General features: G+C 42.7%; 14 protein-coding genes and 1 other annotated feature. Of the genes, 5 read left to right on the top strand and 9 right to left on the bottom strand.

Features of this window, described 5'->3' with window-relative positions:
* Positions 1-12 precede the first annotated feature (12 nt).
* Complete coding sequence (gene tyrS, locus BS1321_RS19590) at positions 13-1269, bottom strand: tyrosine--tRNA ligase (RefSeq protein WP_063232685.1); 1257 nt, start codon at positions 1267-1269, stop codon at positions 13-15.
* Positions 1270-1335: 66 nt separating this feature from the next.
* Positions 1336-1552, bottom strand: a binding site (T-box leader).
* A 149-nt stretch (positions 1553-1701) separates the two neighbouring features.
* Between tyrS and BS1321_RS19585 the strand changes: the two genes are divergently transcribed.
* Entirely contained in the window at positions 1702-4737 is a 3036-nt protein-coding gene (locus BS1321_RS19585; RefSeq protein ID WP_069981687.1) for a transglycosylase domain-containing protein, read from the top strand.
* Between the two features lie 131 nt (positions 4738-4868).
* Here BS1321_RS19585 and acsA read toward each other — a convergent pair whose 3' ends face one another.
* On the bottom strand, positions 4869-6587 hold the full coding sequence (gene acsA, locus BS1321_RS19580; RefSeq protein ID WP_063232684.1) for an acetate--CoA ligase: 1719 nt from the start codon (positions 6585-6587) through the stop codon (positions 4869-4871).
* A gap of 326 nt (positions 6588-6913) precedes the next feature.
* Between acsA and BS1321_RS19575 the strand changes: the two genes are divergently transcribed.
* From BS1321_RS19575 to BS1321_RS19565, 3 genes are read left to right on the top strand one after another with little or no spacing between them, the layout of a single operon-like run.
* Positions 6914-7546: a GNAT family N-acetyltransferase gene (locus tag BS1321_RS19575; RefSeq protein ID WP_063232683.1), complete on the top strand. Its 633-nt coding sequence runs from the start codon at positions 6914-6916 to the stop codon at positions 7544-7546.
* A gap of 26 nt (positions 7547-7572) precedes the next feature.
* A complete protein-coding gene (locus BS1321_RS19570) occupies positions 7573-8223 on the top strand; it encodes an acetoin utilization AcuB family protein (RefSeq protein WP_063232682.1) in 651 nt (216 codons plus the stop codon).
* The gene (locus tag BS1321_RS19565; RefSeq protein ID WP_063232681.1) at positions 8216-9397 is read left to right on the top strand and encodes an acetoin utilization protein AcuC; all 1182 of its coding nucleotides are present in this window, start codon (positions 8216-8218) and stop codon (positions 9395-9397) included. Before BS1321_RS19570 ends, BS1321_RS19565 begins: the two co-directional genes overlap by 8 nt.
* A gap of 88 nt (positions 9398-9485) precedes the next feature.
* On the opposite strand, the gene ccpA is transcribed toward BS1321_RS19565, so the two are convergent.
* The 5 genes from ccpA to BS1321_RS19540 form a co-directional block, all read right to left on the bottom strand.
* Positions 9486-10490 (bottom strand): catabolite control protein A, encoded by a 1005-nt coding sequence (gene ccpA, locus BS1321_RS19560; protein WP_063232680.1) that lies wholly within the window; start codon positions 10488-10490, stop codon positions 9486-9488.
* A 381-nt stretch (positions 10491-10871) separates the two neighbouring features.
* Positions 10872-11948 (bottom strand): bifunctional 3-deoxy-7-phosphoheptulonate synthase/chorismate mutase, encoded by a 1077-nt coding sequence (locus BS1321_RS19555; RefSeq protein WP_063232679.1) that lies wholly within the window; start codon positions 11946-11948, stop codon positions 10872-10874.
* Between the two features lie 566 nt (positions 11949-12514).
* Positions 12515-12841: a bacillithiol system redox-active protein YtxJ gene (gene ytxJ, locus BS1321_RS19550; protein ID WP_063232871.1), complete on the bottom strand. Its 327-nt coding sequence runs from the start codon at positions 12839-12841 to the stop codon at positions 12515-12517.
* Between the two features lie 129 nt (positions 12842-12970).
* Positions 12971-13543: a YtxH domain-containing protein gene (locus BS1321_RS19545; RefSeq protein WP_063232678.1), complete on the bottom strand. Its 573-nt coding sequence runs from the start codon at positions 13541-13543 to the stop codon at positions 12971-12973.
* A 47-nt stretch (positions 13544-13590) separates the two neighbouring features.
* Entirely contained in the window at positions 13591-14100 is a 510-nt protein-coding gene (locus BS1321_RS19540; RefSeq protein ID WP_063232677.1) for a DUF948 domain-containing protein, read from the bottom strand.
* Between the two features lie 229 nt (positions 14101-14329).
* On the opposite strand from BS1321_RS19540, the gene BS1321_RS19535 reads away from it, so the two are divergent.
* Positions 14330-15442: an aminopeptidase gene (locus tag BS1321_RS19535; RefSeq protein WP_063232676.1), complete on the top strand. Its 1113-nt coding sequence runs from the start codon at positions 14330-14332 to the stop codon at positions 15440-15442.
* Positions 15443-15496: 54 nt separating this feature from the next.
* On the opposite strand, the gene murC is transcribed toward BS1321_RS19535, so the two are convergent.
* The gene (murC, locus tag BS1321_RS19530) at positions 15497-16801 is read right to left on the bottom strand and encodes a UDP-N-acetylmuramate--L-alanine ligase (protein ID WP_063232675.1); all 1305 of its coding nucleotides are present in this window, start codon (positions 16799-16801) and stop codon (positions 15497-15499) included.
* Positions 16802-17086: 285 nt separating this feature from the next.
* Complete coding sequence (locus tag BS1321_RS19525) at positions 17087-19927, bottom strand: DNA translocase FtsK (protein ID WP_063232674.1); 2841 nt, start codon at positions 19925-19927, stop codon at positions 17087-17089.
* Positions 19928-20046: the final 119 nt, after the last annotated feature.

The following is a 20046-nucleotide window of genomic DNA, read 5'->3' as shown; positions in this document are numbered from 1 at the left end:
GGCCTTGAACAATCATTTCACTAATGTGTATTTCTTCTTGCCGCGACGAACGAGAATGAACTCCCCTTCAATCTTGGCAGCTTCCGTCACTACATATTGCAGATCCGTCACTTTCTCCCCATTTATGGAGATTGCCCCATTCTGAATATCTTCACGGGCTTGACGCTTTGATGGCGAAATTTTCGCTTCAACGATTAAATCGACCAAACCGATATCTTCCTTGCTTTCACGTTCGAAGCTAGGGACATCTTTAAAGCCCAATTTGATTTCCGCTGCACTTAAATTCTTCACCTCACCGCTGAATAGGGCGGCAGAGATTTTGATTGCTTGGTCAAGAGCTTCCTGACCATGAATCAAACGGGTCATTTCTTCCCCTAAAGCTTTTTGCGCTTTACGTAAATGCGGTTCGGACTGTACGGATTGCTCTAACTCTTCAATCACCTCACGAGATAGGAATGTGAAGAATTTCAGGTATTTCACTACATCAGCATCGGCTGTATTGATCCAGAATTGGTAAAATTCATACGGAGTCGTCTTTTCCGGGTCAAGCCAAATCGCTCCGCCTTCCGTTTTACCGAATTTCGTTCCATCCGCTTTCGTTACGAGCGGGATCGTCATACCGAATGCTTTAGCATTCTCATCATTGGATTTCCTGATCATTTCAAGGCCGGTCGTAATGTTGCCCCATTGATCACTGCCGCCAATTTGCAATTTACAGTCATAATTTCTGTATAAATGACCGAAATCAATTCCTTGTAAGATCGTGTACGCAAATTCAGTAAAGGAAATTCCCGTATCCAAGCGGGAAGCAACCGTATCTTTTGCCAGCATGTAGTTAATGCCGATGTATTTCCCGTAATCACGCAAGAACGTAACCATATCGATTTTACCTATCCAGTCATAGTTATTGACCATGACCGCACCATTTTCACCGTCGAATTCAAAGATGTGGGATAGCTGCCCTTTTATGCAGTCTGCATTATAAAGCACTTTTTCCAGCGTTTGCAGCTGGCGTTCCTCTTTTTTACCGCTTGGATCACCAATAAGTCCAGTCGCACCGCCTACTAGCACAAGGGGACGATGACCGTGCTGCTGGAAACGGCGCAATGTCAAGAATGGCAATAGATGTCCGATGTGCATACTATCCGCAGTTGGATCTACACCACAGTATAAAGAAATTTTTTCTTTTTCTAAAAGGTCCTTAAAACCCTCTTCATTCGTTTGTTGATAAATAATCCCTCTCCACTCGAGGTCTTTAAGCAATTCCATTAAATATTCCTCCTCTATCTTAGAAAAACCCGCAAAAAGCACACAAAAACGCCCCTTCATAAAATATGAAGGGACGAATGAATTCGCGGTACCACCCAACTTGAGGACATAATATGCCCTCCGCTCAAGACGAATAACGGCCGTCAACCGTTTCCTGCTACTAATCATTTCACAGCAAATGCTCAAGGAAGTAATTCATCATACCATTTGTACCGATTTCCACTAACCACCGGCTCTCTGAAACAGGGATAGTCTGACTACTGGGTCCTATCATCGCGATCATTTAATCATTTTATTATTGTTAATAAACTTTTATCATACATAAGAATCATTGTCAACATCACCCTTACAGATTCTAGAAAAATAAGAAAGATGCCCTTTCCCCTACCTGTTATATGCTATAATATATGTGATTTCAGGGGGTATGATACGATGAATAATAATCAAAAAGATAGATTTCTAACAGTCTGGAAGCAGCTGACCCGTTTTTTTCAAAATGAAAAAACACAAAAGAACGCGCGGGTTACATACCAAGTCATTTGGAATTTAACGCTGATCCTCATTATTGTCGGGATTCTAGGATTCTCATTCGCCGGCGGCGTCGGGGCCGGCTATTTCGCTGCCCTCGTCAATGATGAGCCGGTACGCTCAAAAGAAGATTTGAAAAAAGACATTTACAATTATGAAGAGACCTCTGAAGTATACTTTGCTGATAAAGTATACTTGGGCAAACTTAAGAGTGACCTTGAGCGTGAAGAAGTGTCCATCGATAAAGTTTCCGAGCATCTAAAAAATGCAGTCATCGCTACAGAGGATGAGTATTTTTATGAGCATGACGGGGTTGTCCCGAAAGCCATCCTGCGTGCCGTTTACCAGGAATTTTCGAATGCAACCGTCCAATCGGGAGGAAGTACATTAACACAGCAGCTCATTAAAAACCAGGTCCTGACCAACGAAGTATCATTTGAACGGAAAGCAAAAGAAATCCTTCTTGCGCTCCGGGTCGAAAAGTTCTTTGAAAAAGAAGAGATTTTGGAAACCTACTTAAACGTCTCCACTTTGGGACGAAACTCTTCAGGCCGTAACATCGCTGGTGTCGAGTCCGCCGCTGAAGGTATTTTTGGCGTGGAGGCCAAAGATCTAACACTGCCCCAATCAGCCTTTATCGCTGGATTGCCGCAAAGCCCTTTCGGTTATACACCATATACCCAGAAAGGAAAACTGAAAGAAAATCAAGAGCCCGGCATCAACCGGATGAAAACCGTTTTAAAGCGGATGTATAGTAACGGATACATAACAAAAGAAGAATATGATAAAGCAAACGCATACGACATAACAAAAGACTTTATCGGTAAAACGGAGATGCCATCCGAGAAATATCCATGGCTCACCTATGAAATCGAAAAACGCTCCATCGAAATTCTATCTGTCAGTCTTGCAAAAGAAGATGGATATGAAGAGAAAGATTTAAAGAATGATGATTTAAAAGATCAATATCTAGCACTTGCAGATCGTAAGCTGCGTCAAAACGGCTATCAGATTTATACGACAATCGATAAAAAGATTTATGACAAGATGCAGGAAGTAACGAAAAACTATCCGAATTACGGATACGATAAAACGGCACAAGTCGTCGATCCTGATACAAAAGAAATGAAAACGGTGAGTGAGCCCGTTGAAGCCGGGGCCATTCTAATCGAAAATAAAACAGGAAAAATCATCAGTTTCGTAGGTGGCCGTGATTTCAAGCGGGAACAGACGAACCATGCAACCGCATCACTGCGATCGAACGGATCAACGATGAAGCCGCTGCTCGTATATGGCCCAGGAATCGAGTTAGGAAAGATCTCACCTGGAAGCGTATCAGCCAACGTACCCATTTCCATTCCAGCAGGAAAAATGTGGCGTCCAGGAAACTATGGCGGCGGTAGCTATACGGGAGTAACGACAGCGCGTGAGGCACTGAAGAATTCCTATAATATCCCGGCAGCGCTCTTTTACATGAAAATAATCAACCAAGGTCCAGCTTCCTATTTGGAAAAAATGGGCTTTACAACAGTGACGAAAGAGGATTACTCTAATCCTTCCATGTCATTGGGAGCTATGTCAAAAGGTGTAACAGTTGAAGAAAACGTCAATGCATTTGGTACATTTGCCAATTCAGGGGAGTTCGTCGATGCCTATATGATCGATAAAATCGTATCGAAAGATGGCGAGGTCATCTATGAACATAAAGCGAAGCCAGTGGAAGTATTTTCTCCGCAAGCCGCTTACCTGACACTTGATATGATGCGTGATGTCGTAAACAGCGGGACGGCCGCTTCGGTCAGGAACCGACTTGCCTTCTCGAGTGATTGGGCAGGTAAGACCGGAACTTCACAAAACTATTGGGACGCTTGGTTCGTCGCTACCAATCCTAATGTATCATTCGGTACATGGCTGGGATATGACACACCGAAATCCTTGCAAGGGACCTATAATGGTCTTGAATATAATAAACGTAATATGTATTATTGGGCAGATCTGATCAATGCCGCATATAAAGTCGACCCTAAACTCATCGACCCCGATAAGCGATTTGAAATGCCGGGCGGAATTGTAAGCCGTTCCTTCTGTGGCGTTTCAGGACTGCTGCCTTCAAGCTCATGCCAAAAGGCCGGGCTTGTCAAATCGGATTTATTCATTGCCAAATATGCTCCGTCAAAGGCGGATGATAGTTTCATAGATGGACGATATGTATCAGTCGGCAGCAAACGCTACGGAGCCCTTCCGCAAACGCCTGGCGAATTCACAAGCGGCGGGTTCATGTTGAATCCCGATTCTTTTGCAGATATCGGATTGAAATATGTCGATGACCCGGGATCCGTGATTCCTGGAGGCGAAAAATCAGGAAATGTCGTCGGGGCGAAAGCGAAATTGAATGATAATGGCAAAGCACCCGATCCCCTATCTATAACGATCAGTAACGATAAGATTACATGGGGCCTGCATCATGAAGGAGATGTCGTCGGTTATCGTGTCTATAAAGACGGCAAAAAAGTGGCGAGCATCAATGCTGGGGAGAGTCTTGTTTACAAAGTCGGCTCAGGCGGTTCCTATTATGTAACGGCCGTAGACATAGTCGGTAAAGAATCATCCTCTTCTCAACGTGTTGAAAGCGGCGCTAAAAAGACTGGTTCAAAAGAAGATTCCACAAAAAGTAAAGATGACCGTGGAAAAGATAAAATAGCTAACGAGGATAAAAAACCAGACTCTAAAGAAGAGAACGGTTCAGATAAAGAAACAGATAAAGAAGCAGATAAAGAAACAGAAACAGAAACGGATATAGATAAAAATAAAGAGCCAGCTCAAGACAAAGATCAGAGCAAAGAGAATACAGATAAAGAAAATCCAGAGACCGACAAAGATCAAGACACAGTCAATGATAAAGAGCAAGACACGGATAAAGCAGAAGAAGAGGAAGAATGACACTCTTTTTTGAACTAAAACAGGCTGTCGGGTAACCCGACAGCCTGTTTTCTTATAATCTCCCAAAAAGGCATCCATGCAAGTGAACATGGATGCCTTTTCCTTCTCAATAATCAGTATGACTCAGTTTATCAATCCTCCATCGATGATAAATCACCAGTTGGCAGATCAAGCTCCCAAGCTTTCAAGACACGGCGCATTATTTTACCGCTTCTTGTTTTAGGAAGTTTATCCCTGAATTCAATTTCACGAGGTGCCGCATGTGCTGCTAGACCATGCTTTACAAATGTACGAATTTCCTCAATCAACTCATCGTTTGCATCGTATCCGTCACGAAGGGCGATAAACGCTTTGATAATTTCTCCCCGAACTGGATCTGGCTTACCGATGACCCCCGCTTCAGCTACGGCTGGATGCTCGACCAACTTGCTTTCCACTTCGAAAGGTCCTACTCTCTCCCCTGCCGTCATGATGACATCATCAACCCGGCCTTGGAACCAGAAAAAACCATCTTCATCCATATATGCGGAATCTCCGGAAACATACCAATCACCTGGCATAAAGTAAGATTCATATTTCGCTTCATTCTTCCAGACGGTCTTCATCATCGAAGGCCACCCTTTCTTGATGGCAAGGTTCCCCATTCTATGCGGCGGAAGCTCGTTGCCTTGATCATCCACTATTGCCGCTATCACACCAGGAATCGGTTTACCCATCGAACCCGGTTTGATTTCCAGGCAAGGATAATTACAGATGACCTGAGCCCCGGTCTCCGTCATCCACCATGTATCATGGATCCGGTGATTGAATACCTTCATTCCCCAACGCACCACTTCCGGGTTCAACGGTTCACCGACACTTAAAATATGGCGTAGAGAACTTAAATCGAACCGCTTAACGATTTCATCACCTGCGCCCATCAGCATCCTGAAGGCTGTCGGGGCACTATACCATACCGTGACACCAAAATCCTCCAAGGTCTTGTACCAGGATTCAGGCTTGAATCGCCCGCCTACAATGACATTCGAGGTCCCTGTTAGCCACGGCCCAAAGATCCCGTATGACGTCCCTGTCACCCATCCAGGGTCCGCTGTGCACCAATACACGTCCTCGTCCTGCAAATCAAGGACCCATCTTGCCGTTTGATAATGCTGGATCATCGCGTTATGAACGTGAAGCACTCCTTTTGGTTTGCCTGTGGAACCGGAGGTATAGTGAAGAATCAGACCGTCATTCCGATCCACCCATTCAATTTCGAATTTTTTGTCGGCTTCTTTTAACTTTTTATTGAAGTGATGGTACTTTCCTTCTTCTTTTATGTTTTCCCCCACCAAGAATATATGCTTTAAATGGGGTAATTCATCCACTGGGACGCGCGGCAAAAGTTCAGGTGTCGTCACAATCACACTTGCCTCACTATCTTCAAGACGATCCCTTATGGCGCCTTCCATGAAGGCTTCGAACAACGGCCCTACGACCGCTCCCGTTTTAATCGCACCCAACAATGCAAAATAAAGCTCCGGGGAGCGAGGCATGAAGATGAAAACACGATCACCTTTTTCAACATTGGCAATGTTCTTGAACACATTGGCCGCTTGGTTCGTATAATCTTTCATTTCCTTGAATGTATACTTTTCATTTCTGTTATCGTCTTTGTAATAAAGGGCTACTTTATTCTTTTTGTATGTTTCGACATGGCGGTCAATGGCTTCATACGCAAGATTCACTTTACCGGTTTCAGACCAGGAGAATTCCTTTTCCGTCTCTGACCAGTCAAACTTCTTGTATTTTTCATCATAATTCTTTAAATTATAATTACCTTCCACTACTGGCAACGCTTTCACATTCATACGACAAACTCCCCCTTTATTCGGCTCTATATTTTCATTATAGTATAAGAATAGAATTATCTCAATTTTTAAAATATTGAACACTTCCATATTAGGGAAAATCTAGTTTGCTGAATTTTGAAAATTCCTAGTATATTGTTATATAGTTAATTTAAATGCATATTGATGGCCGGGAAAGAAGAAGCACTGTAACAAAAGATTCAAATATGCTTTGAACTTTCTGAATTATGCCCCTTGTTTTCAAGTATAATTTATGTAAGCTTTCCATTCGGTCAAACTAGACATGCGAGAGTGTAAGATTACTATATAACAAGGGTGGTGAAAGAATGGAATATAATAAGACCTTTTATACTAAGGAACTGCAGACATTAAGCGGAACGCTCATCATCGAGGGGCCGTTAAGCGGCGAAAAAATGTCCACTTATGAGTTTCACGAAGACTTGGTCGCCTTTCGCCCGCCTGCTTTGCAGCATAAAGCGTTAATAGAGATTGCAGACTTACCTGAGGGCAGGATCTTTATCGCCCGTGAAAATGAAACAATCGTGGGTTATGTAACTTACTTATATCCCGATCCCTTGGAGCGCTGGTCGGAAATCGAGATGGAGGACCTGATTGAGCTTGGTGCAATCGAGGTCATCCCTAAATACCGGGGTGCCTCCGTCGGGAAGAACCTAATCCGCCTTTCAATGGAAGACAATTCGGTTGAAGACTTCATCATCATCACCACTGAATACTATTGGCATTGGGATTTGAAAGGGACAGGGCTGAATATTTGGGAATATCGCAAGGTCATGGAAAAAATGATGAGTGCGGGTGGCTTGGTCTACTTTGCAACAGATGATCCTGAAATCAGTTCCCACCCGGCCAACTGCCTGATGGCCCGTATTGGCAAAAGAGTCCCGCCGGAATCCATCCAGAAGTTCGACCAATTGCGTTTTATGAATCGGTTTATGTATTAAAGAGGCGAGTAAGAGGAGGAAGGAAAATGATTGTTGAAACAATAATGAATGAGGATATTATCACCCTCACTCCAACGGATACAATCCATAGCGCTGTCTTGATCATCAAGGAGAAGCGAATTCGTCATATACCCATTGTCGATGACAGCTTTCAACTTGTGGGATTAGTCAGCGACCGTGATATTCGGGATGCTGCCCCTTCTATATTCCGTACCGAAGAATACAAAAATGATTTACAAAAACCACTATCAAGCATCATGAAAACGGAAATAATTACGGGGCACCCGCTGGATTTCGTGGAAGAAATCGGGGCTGTTTTTTGTGATAACAATATCAGCTGCCTCCCAATCGTAAAGGGAAGGAAGTTAGTGGGCATCATAACCGGTTCTGATTTACTTCATTCATACGTTGAGTTGACTGGAGTCAATCAGCCCGGTTCCCAAATCGAAATCAGAATCCCGGATAAGGCAGGTTCCCTTCATGATATTGCCCATATTTTCAAAAGGCGCAATACGAATATCCTGAGCACCCTAGTTTATCCTGAAAAAAATGGAACCGATTATAAAATTCTTGTAATTCGTGTACAGACGATGAATCCATTTATGGTGGTGGAGGATTTGAAGAAAGAAGGCTATACCATTTTATGGCCTAGTCTACCGGGGATTTCACATGAATGATACATCCCTTTTCGTCTATTCGGATGAACTCCTTACCTACAAATTCAACGATGAGCATCCATTCAATCAAAAACGGCTTAAACTCACGCTTGATCTATTAAAAAAACACCATGCCATCAATGATGATCAAATTATCAAGCCCAGAATGGCTACCGATACAGAATTGGAACTGATCCATGATCACCATTATGTAAACGCTGTCAGATTGGCAGGCCAGGGAAAGCTCCCCCCTGAAAAGGCAGTAAATTATGGGCTAGGAACAGAGGATACCCCTATCTTCCCCAAAATGCACGAGGCAAGCGCCTTGCTTGTAGGCGGTACCTTGACGGCTGTTGATGCCGTCATGACCGGTCAGTCCCTGCACGCACTTAATCTTGGCGGTGGCTTGCATCACGGTTTCCGCGGGAAAGCCTCGGGCTTTTGCATTTACAACGATAGTTCGGTCGCGATTAAATACCTGCAAAAAAAATATGGGGCGCGTGTCTTGTATGTCGATACCGATGCACATCATGGTGACGGAGTCCAATGGTCATTTTATGATGATCCGGATGTATGCACCCTATCCATCCATGAAACAGGGCGCTACTTATTTCCCGGAACAGGTAATATTAACGAGCGGGGCCAGGGAAAAGGCTACGGCTATTCATTCAACATCCCGGTCGATGCGTTCACTGAAGATGAATCCTGGCTCGATTGCTATAGGGCTTCCTTTAAAGAGGTCATAGAGTTCTTCAAACCGGATGTCATATTAACGCAAAACGGAGCCGACTCCCATTATTACGATCCGCTCACCCATTTATCTGCCACCATGAAGATTTATAGGGAAATACCAAAGTTGGCCCACGAAATGGCCCATAAGTATTGCGAAGGACGGTGGATTGCAGTAGGCGGCGGCGGATATGATATATGGCGCGTTGTCCCGAGGGCTTGGGCGAGGGTCTGGCTTGAAATGACGAATAATGATATTTCAGGTCCCCTATCAAAGGAATGGCTCGATTGCTGGCAGCCTGAGTCCCCTGTTCCCCTACCGAATGAATGGGATGACATGGAGGATATATACGAACCCATTCCGAGGAAGCCTGAAATTACCGAGAAAAATGCCCTGACGCTTGAAAAAGTCCTTTATCCCATCAGGTCTTCCAAGCAAACGTCGAAAAGCAATGAACAAAGTTAACCAAGATCGTTGAAAAACGATCTTTTTTTGTTCGGGAATACATTTGAGAAACAAAAGAGAGTGCCCTCGGGACACTCTCCGAACCAGTTTATTTCGTTGATTGACGGTTTTCAATCCGATGTGGCAGGATCACTTTTTCAAGGCCTTCCTCCACTTGTTCTTTATTCATCAACTTTGTAAGAAGCCTCATCGCAACCGCACCTATATCATATAAAGGTTGAACGATCGTCGTGATTTGAGGACGCACCATCAATGTCAATCTCGTATTATCGAAGCTGATCACTTCAAAGTCTTCCGGTACATTATACCCTTTGTCCTGTGCGGCATGGACAATTCCAAGCGCCATTTCATCAGCACCGGCGATGAATGCCGTCGGTCTGTTTTCAGCTTCCAGGTACTTTTCAAAAGACTCAATTCCTGAATCATATGTATAATCACCTTCAACGATATAACTTTCATCAAATGAAAGCCCAGCTTCCTTCAACCCTCGTTTATAACCAGTCAATTTCATTTCATTAATCAGCGCGGAAGGGTTTCCGCTTACAAAAGCGATATGCTTGTGGCCTTTTTTAGCGAAGAAGGTCACTGCGTCGAATGCCGCCGCCTCATAATCAATATTAACCGATGGAACTTGTCCGCTTTCATCAACCGAACCTGCTAGAACGATTGGAACCGGTGAATTCTTAAACTCTTTGACATGCTCATCAGAAATGTTGCCGCCCATGAATACGATACCATCCACTTGTTTTCCAAGCATCGTATTCAACAAATGGAATTCCTTATCTATATTCTCATCAGAACTGCTTAGAATGATATTATATTTATACATGGTGGCTATATCTTCTATGCCCCGTGCCAATTCGGCAAAAAAGATGCTTGAGATATCAGGGATGATGACCCCGACTGTAGTCGTTTTCTTTGAAGCAAGTCCCCTTGCCACTGCATTGGGACGGTACCCTAACTTCTCAATCACATCGGAAACTTTCTTCCTTGTTGCAGGCTTTACATTTGGATTCCCGTTAACTACGCGGGAAACGGTGGCCATGGAAACATTCGCCTCACGCGCCACATCATAAATGGTTATATTATTCATTCATCCATTCCTCCATTTCTTTCATTTTTCCCATAAAAGACCCGAATTATTTCGAAAATAAATCTTTTATGCGTTTTCCTCTATAAGGAAGATTATTTTAGGAACGATCTGCCTAACAAAAAATGCAGTCCTACTCTCTTCTCAGTCAAATATTCAATACCCTATTCAAGTATAAAATTCACATAGAAATCACTTTATGTATGACTCAATCTTCCGAACAGTTCTCATTCTTGTTATTTATCATACGATAGACGAATCTTTCCTGCAATCCAATAGTGCTTATTTCGAAGCTTTTTCTGCAAAAATAGGTATTTTACCATTAAAAAAAGCCCTTGCCAAGTTGGTAAGGGCCGTAAGTAGATCATTTATAGACTTTCCAGCTTATACAGTTACCCAGTTCAAACGTTTAATTTCATCGTAGAATTCATCAAATTGTTTGAAGTCCATTTGCTGTGCAGAATCCGATAATGCAACGGAAGGATCCGGATGCACTTCAGCCATAACACCGTCAGCACCGATTGCAAGAGCCGCTTTAGCCGTAGGAAGCAGGAGATCGCGACGTCCAGTTGAATGCGTTACATCAACCATGACCGGTAAATGAGTTTCTTGTTTTAAAATCGGTACAGCAGAGATATCAAGTGTATTTCTTGTTGCTTTTTCGTAAGTACGGATACCGCGTTCACAAAGGATAATGTTGCCATTGCCCTGCGACATGATGTATTCCGCTGCATGAATGAACTCTTCAATCGTTGCAGCCAATCCACGTTTTAAAAGAACTGGTTTATTTACGGCACCAGCCGCTTTTAGCAAGTCGAAGTTTTGCATGTTGCGCGCCCCGATTTGGATGACATCGATATGATCGATCGCCGCTTCGATATCGTTGGCACTCACGATTTCACTGATGACAGCCAAGCCGTATTCATCAGCAACACGTTTAAGTATTTGTAAACCTTCCAAACCAAGCCCTTGGAAGTCATATGGAGATGTACGTGGCTTAAATGCACCGCCGCGCATCAATTTCAGACCTTTAGCTTTAATGACTTCCGCCACCGCAGCTGTCTGTTCATAAGATTCAACGGCACATGGTCCGAAAACAAAGCTAGGGATCCCGTTACCGATCAATTCACCCTTAATGTCGATGATAGTGTCTTCAGCCTTTTGTTTTCTTGATACAAGAAGCGTTTTCTTCTGATCATCTTTTTGTAGCTCTAAGCCCAATTTAAAGATTTCTTTAAAGATATGTTTAATCGAACCAAGATCAAGCGGTCCTTGATTATTGGCTTCGATAAGATCCAGCATTGTTCTTTCACGGACCGGATCGTAACGGTTTACACCTTGTTTTTCTTTAACGCGACCAATTTCCTGTACAAGTTCAGCACGTTGATTAATAAGATGTAATAACTGAAGGTTCACATCATCCAGTTGATTACGAAGTCCATCAAGCTCTTTGTTGCTCATTACAAATCCATCCCTTCGTTTTTTAAAATAGAAATCGGTTCAGCGGACTCAAACTAAAAAAATCCCATCTGGATCCTCGTTCATCCACCCCGATTGTTTTATCAATGAAAAATTTAGAATATTTCATGTATGATTAAATCAATTATAAATGAAGTATCCATAAATGTCACTATATTTTTCTTTAATAATTAAACGCTTTTAAGCATTAAAGTTATAAATGCATAAATGCAGGTGCTACTCATGCAAGAAAAACGTTTTACACTGGATATTTAAACACGATCCGTTGTAGGAATTATATTGGAAATAGAACAGGAAAGCTATAATTTAATTGATATTTTATCTCAAGAGCATTGGACCATGATCAAATCGTCTGCCACTTGCCTGGAGCCATCCAGAAATGATTAAGGAGTTGCAGCTGCCAGAACTCCTTGCGTAGCTAAATCTAAATGAACAGGCAACACCTTTCAAGAAAAGGTTTCCCCTGGAGACCATTTAATAATCCTATGGCCACCAGATGGAATAATAAAAGGCCGGACCCCTTACCAAAGGGATCCGGCCTTCATAATTCATTCAGTAATGGCCTTGCTCAATGAATCATATGTAATCCGCCAATGAGATTCATTCCAGGCAGGTTTTCCACTTTTAAACAGGATGGCCTGAGGGGATTGATGTTTGACATCAAATGTTTCTGCCACATAATTGGATAGTGGACGAGCTTCCTGAACGGCTAAATAGGCCGTTTTAAGTTGTTCGTTATCTAAAATGTACCTCTCATATTGTTCAAATGCTTCAGCACTGACCGGGCATGTTACACTATGCTTGAAAAGCAGGAATGTATCCTCTTTTAGAAGCTCATTGAATTGTTCTTCTGTTTCGATTTTACTCATGACCATAAAACAGTCTCCTTTCCTTGTCCATATAAATTTTACCATCAAAAAGGCGATGAAGCCATCGAAGCACTTCACCGCCTTATTCTTCGTCCCTTTATGCCTATTCATCCCCATTAAAGGAATCCAAGGAGTTTATTTCTTTAGATTATTCTCTGTTTCATCAAATGCCTTTTTCGCTTCATCAAGTTTTAATTTTGCCGCATTCTTGTTTCCGCTTGTAGGATCTGCAAGATTATTTTCTGAGTCATTGCCGTTAGCAAAGTTCGTTTCGACGGATACGATAGGAGAATCGGAAGTTCCGGTTACATCTATATCCTTATTGCTAGAATTCGTCGTATTATCAGCCGCGTCGCCGTTTTCTTTTCCCGTTTTTAGGCTTTTCACTTTATTGACGATATTTGAAGATTTGTTGGAAACGATTCCAGTGACGGAGCTTGTTTTTTCTTTTGCAGTATCAGCAAGGACTGTACCTTTTTCCATCGCCGTTAGTCTTAATCTTTCTGTTTTCTCTGAAATGTTTTTAGCTTGTTCATTGAAGTCATTCCTTAATTCCTTGCCTGTTTTCGGGGCCATGAACAAAGCTGTAGCTGCTCCGATCATCCCGCCGATCAAGGCGCCAATCATAAAGTCCTTCGAATTGATCGAGTCGCGTTCGTCCTCATAAGATTTCTGATAGTCCTTTGCCGCAAATTCTTTTTGAGTCATAATACATTCCCCTTTCAATTTTCAGTTCATTTTTATTTAACTAGATTTTAAGATCTAGAACGTAAAAACCTTTTTTTAGGTAGGTTATCTGTTTCCAGTGCTTCCCTTTCTAACTCCGCCCTTTCGGTTGGGGTCGGGGCAGCCTGTTTGCTTCTGGATTTCCATTTGTCCCTGATCTCCATGGCTACATTGCTCCATTGTACGATTTGTGAGATTCGTTCTTGATTATTATCAATCTCAGCCTGCACTTTATGGGAAACCTTTTGGATGGAAGAATTAAAACTAGAGATGGATGTGCCTACATCCTTCACGGCATCCACCACCGTGTTCAGGTTTTCTGACTTATGCTGCAAATCTTCAGCCAACGTATTCGTTTTATGTAATAACTGAGTAGTTTCGAGCGTTATGCCCTGCATTTGGCTCTCTAGTCCTGTCAGCGTCCGGGCCACACTGTCCAGGGTAGTTTGAAGTGATGTCAGTACCTTTGTTAGGAAAATAACAAGTACCAAAAAAGCTATCGCTGCAACAGCAGCACTTACGTATAAAATAATCTCCATTGGAACACCTCCGAAAAAAATCGACTTATTTTTTAGCTGTTAGATATTAATTACCCCTTCCCTATTATTATAAACTTATTTATTTTTTGAATATACCCTATCAAACCCTAATCTGGAAATATTGTTGTCTGCATCCAGTTCCTCCTTGAAATTCATGGGTGACACTTATGGCAGGAAATCGGGTATGATAGAAAAGATAAGTCGAATTTAAACAATGGAGGTATTTTTTATGAAAGATCCCAGAATTGGTACATTGGCCAAAAACTTAATCAATTATTCCGTGAAGCTTCAAAAAGGTGAAAGAATCTTGATCGAAAACTTTGGATTGCAGCGTGAACTTGTTAATGCACTTGTGAATGAAGCCTATGCAGCAGGTGGTTACCCATTCGTCCTGTTAAAGGATCACCAAGTGGATCGTGCCTTGCTGATGGGTGCCAAAGAAGAACAGTACAAGATGATGGGTGAGTTTGAAGCTAACGTAATGAACCAGATGGATGCTTATATCGGACTTCGTGCCGGGGATAATATCAATGAACAATCCGATGTCCCTTCAGAGAAGATGGCGATTCATGGACAGACAGTCGGTAAAGTACATAGAAATATCCGCGTGCCAAAAACAAAATGGGTCGTACTTCGCTACCCGACAAATTCCATGGCCCAATTAGCCAAAATGAGCACAGAAGCATTCGAAGACTTTTATTTCGAAGTCTGCAACCTCGACTATGGCAAAATGAGCGCAGCAATGGACAACCTTGTTGAATTGATGGATAAAACGGATAAGGTCCGCTTAACTGGGCCCGGTACGGACCTAACCTTCTCCATCAAAGACATTAAAGCCATCAAATGTGCGGGTGAGCTGAACATTCCTGACGGTGAAGTATATACGGCTCCAGTTAAAGATTCCATCAATGGAGTGATTTCGTATAATACTCCGTCCCCTTATCAGGGTTTTACTTTTGAAAACGTGAAGTTAACATTCAAGGATGGAAAAATCGTTGAAGCGGTTGCGAATGATACGGAACGCATCAACAAAATTTTTGATACTGATGAAGGCGCACGATATGTCGGTGAATTTGCAATTGGTGTAAATCCTTATATTCTACATCCGATGCAAGATATCCTCTTTGATGAAAAAATTGATGGAAGTTTTCATTTCACTCCCGGACAATGCTATGATGATGCCTTTAACGGAAACCATTCAGACATTCACTGGGACCTTGTCAATATTCAGCGACCTGAATATGGCGGCGGGGAAATCCATTTTGATGACGTCTTAATACGTAAGGACGGACGCTTCGTTTTACCGGAACTGGAAAATTTAAATCCAGAAAATTTAAAATAACATCAAAACCAATAAAAAAACGACCGACCCGCTACTAACGGATGGTCGTTTTTTTTATTTTACCTGCAGTGAATGCTCATAGGCTGCTTGGAACTTTTGAATGTCCCCCGCACCCATGAATAACACGACACTGTTTTCATGATTTTGCAATATTGATGTTGTGTTCTCCGTAATCAGCTCGGCACCGGGAATCTTATCTTGAAGGTCTTCAATCGATAACTTCCCTTGATGTTCACGAGCAGATCCAAAAATTTCACATAAGTATACTTTGTCGGCCAAATTCAAGCTGTCGGCGAATTCATCCAGAAATGCCTGCGTTCTCGAGAAAGTATGTGGCTGGAATACCGCAACAACTTCACGCTCTGGATATTTCTGACGCGCCGAGTCAACAGTTGCAGAAATCTCGGTCGGATGGTGTGCATAATCATCAATGATGATCTGACTTCCGATTTCCTTTTCGGAGAACCGGCGTTTAACTCCGCCAAAAGTCCGCAATTGGGCTTTCACAGCTTCCGTATCCAAGTTTTCATATTTACAAAGTGCAATGACACCAAGTGCATTCAACACATTATGCTTTCCAAAAGTAGGAATAGTGAATGTATCATAGTAATTGTTCCTTACATGCACATCAAAAGTCGTGCCATCCGGAGTGACGGAAACATTTTTCGCTTGAAAATCATTTCCTTCTGCAAATCCGTAAAAAATAACCGGTACTTTCGCCTGAATATGTGGTAAATGCTCATCATCCCCGCACGCAATGATGCCTTTGTTGACTTGAAGGGCCATCGTTTGGAAAGCCTCGAACACGTCTTCGACATTGGCGTAATAATCAGGATGATCAAAATCGATATTCGTCATGATTGCATAATCCGGATAATAGGAAAGGAAATGACGGCGATATTCACATGCTTCGAATACGAAGTAATCAGAATTCGCGATTCCTTTACCCGTTCCATCCCCAATCAAGAAGGATGTCGGTTTAGCGCCCCCCATTACATGGGCAAGTAAGCCGGTCGTCGATGTTTTACCATGCGCTCCCGTAACGGCCACGCTGATGAAGTTTTTCATGAAATCACCTAAGAAACGGTGATAACGGATAATCGGCAAATCAAGTTCTTTTGCCTTCACGATTTCCGGATGACTATCCGGAAACGCATTTCCTGCAATGATGGTCATTCCAGGTTGAATATTTTCCTCGTTGAAAGGAAGGATTTTAATCCCGGCTTTTTCTAATGCCAATTGTGTAAAAAATTCTTTTTCGTAATCGGAACCCTGCACTTCAATATTCATATCATGCAGTATTTGTGCAAGAGCACTCATACCCGACCCTTTAATTCCCACAAAATGGTAAGCAGTCATAAAGCGAACCTCCACCAATCGTCTACCTGTATGACAGTATATGACGTCATCTTTTATTTGTTTTTCCATTACGAGACTTGTTAGTAACGCAATTTCTTCATAGGTTTTTCAAGCTTATATTTTCAATCATTCATCAACAAAAAACTATTATATCACTTTTTTATTCATACATCCATGTCAGGCAGATGCCAATTTATCAAATCATTGGCTTTTCCCTCAATTATGGTGATAAAAAAGGGTTTTCACCCTTTCACATTATATACAATTTCCTTTTATTAGGTTCTCTTAATTAACATGTAAAAATTCCAGTTCTTCTTCCGTAATCAATACATCCCTGGGCCTTGAACCCCTGGATTCAGAAACGACTCCCTGTTGCTCCATCATTTCTATTAGACGCGCTGCACGGTTATAACCGACACGGAAACGCCTTTGGACACTCGATGCAGATGCAGCCTGCTGGCTCACGACAAATTCACAGGCCTCGAAAAACAGTTCATCCGCTTCTTCCGTGACCTGGGCCCTGTTCAGCAAGTCTTCTTGTTCAAACAGGTATTTCGGCTGCTGCTCCAGTTTAACATGGTTGACGACTTGATCGATTTCTTCATCACTCACAAAAGTCCCTTGCAGGCGCACCGTTTTTGAAGAGCCATTTTCAGCGAATAACATATCTCCTCTTCCCAATAATTTTTCTGCACCGCCGCTATCGATGATTGTACGGGAGTCGACTTGAGAAGAAACCGAAAAAGCGATCCTTGTCGGAATATTTGCCTTGATCAATCCAGTTATGACATCGACTGAAGGTCTTTGAGTGGCTACAATCAAATGGATGCCGCAGGCACGGGCCTTTTGAGCAATCCGGCAAATCGCTTCCTCTACATCAGCCGGGGACATCATCATTAGATCCGCAAGCTCATCGATGATCACCAGGATATAAGGCAGCTTGCTTGAATATTGACCGGCTTTTTCCGCTTGGTCATTAAAGCGGGTGATATCACGTACACCGGCATGTACAAACAATTCATAACGCCGTTCCATCTCCTCTACAGCCCATTTCAACGCAGCCGTAGCGGCTTTTACATCGGTTATGACTGGACTGACCAAATGCGGGATCCGGTTATATGGGGCAAGCTCGACCATTTTCGGATCGATCAACAGTAATTTCAACTCCTGCGGCGTCGCTTTATACAGCAAGCTGACCAGCATGGTGTTGATACAGACACTTTTCCCCGATCCCGTTTGCCCGGCTATCAATCCATGCGGCATCTTTCTCAAATCCGTGATAATCGGCTGACCGGATATATCGAGTCCTAAAGCCACAGCAAGCGGTGATTCATGCTCTTGAAACTCAGTACTTTCCAAAACCTCCCGCAAAAATACCGGTTTGCTTTTCCTGTTCGGAATCTCAATGCCAATTGTATGTTTACCCGGAATAGGCGCTTCCATCCGCATATCCTGAGCAGCAAGGCTCAATTTGATGTCATCCATCAGGTTCGTCACTTTATTCACCTTCACTCCCGGCTCCGGATGCACCTCGAAACGAGTTACTGCAGGTCCTTGAGTGACATTGACGACCTTTGCACGGACATTGAAATTTTTCAATGTCTCATCAAGTAATAAAGTCTGTTCCTCGAGCCACTCATCATCATGCACAGCATAAGTGGGAGGTGTCAGCAATTCGATATTCGGAAACACATAGTATGGATTATCATCCACTTCCACGGAGCCAAAAACTGCCGGGTTATCGCCCTGGCCACTTTCTGCTGCCGCCTCTGAATAAACTGCTTCTTGATACCCATTTCCAGAAATGGGGGATTCCTGTTTCAAGATCGGCTCAGGGTTCGAACCGATCTTGGTTTCAACTTTGTTTTCAGGCACGGCGGCGGTTTCGGAACCAACCTTAGTGTCCAAAAAGGTTGGTGTAATGACCGGAGTCTCCTCTTTCGATATAACTCTGCCTTCCTCCGGTTCCCGTTCAGGAATTGAGTATGGTTTCGCTTGTCCTGCCTCCGTTTCAGCAGCATCATTCATTGGTTGCTTATCAGATGAAACTACTGCCCTTTCCGAATTAGGGCTTTTTTTTTCCGGCATCATTTTATTCATGAACCGATTTTTTTCCCGATCTTGCTTAAGCATCATTACATTAAATGGGATATGTTTTTTCGGACGTTTAGGCTCTATTTCCGTTATTGCCTCTGATGGATCACTATCAGGCAGTGTCCCTTGACTGACGGATGGTTCAGTTGATTGTACAGCAACCTTCCCATGAACCGATACAGCTTCAGGCGGTATGTCTTCCGCCTGTCCCATTATGGATACAGCGACTTCGCGTCCAAAATCAACTTGGTCCTGTTCATAAGCTTCTTTTTCTGCCAAAGGCTCAATTATGTTAGGCTCGCTTACTGCTTCTTCTGGCAGTGATTCAATGGAGTTCCTCCGAAAGAAAGCGGGTATCTCCGAATCTTCCCTTTTTTCTTCCACTTGTTCCGGTATAAGAACGGATGGTTCTACCGTTAATTCTTCATGTGACACTTCTTTTGAGATTTCAGGAATTGATACTGGAATCTCAATATCGGGTTCTGCTTTTTTAAGGACGGGCATTTTGCTTTCTAATTCATATTCGACAATTTCTTCAGAAGGGACTATTTTTTTTTCCGGACGACGGAACCCATAAATGGGTGAAGGGATTTCCGTTGGGCGGAATGGAGTGTTTGACGGGACTATTTTTGAGGTTTCCTCCCGGTCGAAGCTTCTCCGTTTTGGTTCTGGATCCTTTCCAGGCCTTCTCGTCGTTTCTTTGGTCACATTCTTCCCCTGTTTGGGTTCGTGTTCTTCCCTGTTTCTTTCCCTGGGCTTTCGTTTATTCTGCTCCCGGTCTGGAATGAGCGGAAACTTGAACTGTCCTTTTGGATATTGAAACAGGATTTTCGTATCCGGGTCCGGCGTCTGGGACATTTTTTCTACTTTTTGATTGTAAACCTTTATTTCTTCTTCCTTTGACTTCGAAAGCTTCGAAAAATCCATTTTCCTTAATGTCTCTTCATCAAGCGGTTCATCTATAATAATTTCTTCGATTTCGATAATTTCCTCTGCTTGGAACCATTTTTTCATCTTATTTAGCCATTTCAAAACTATCACTCTTTCTACATCTGTAGTTATGTAACTAATTCTACCAGTTATTTTTAAAATATCGAGAAAATTTAAGCTAAATTGGGATTAGTATCTATTTTTTTATCGCATTCTTACTA

Origin of the sequence: Peribacillus simplex NBRC 15720 = DSM 1321 (genome assembly GCF_002243645.1) — a bacterium.
GTDB lineage: Bacteria > Bacillota > Bacilli > Bacillales > DSM-1321 > Peribacillus > Peribacillus simplex.
This window is presented reverse-complemented; position numbering and strand designations above follow the sequence as displayed.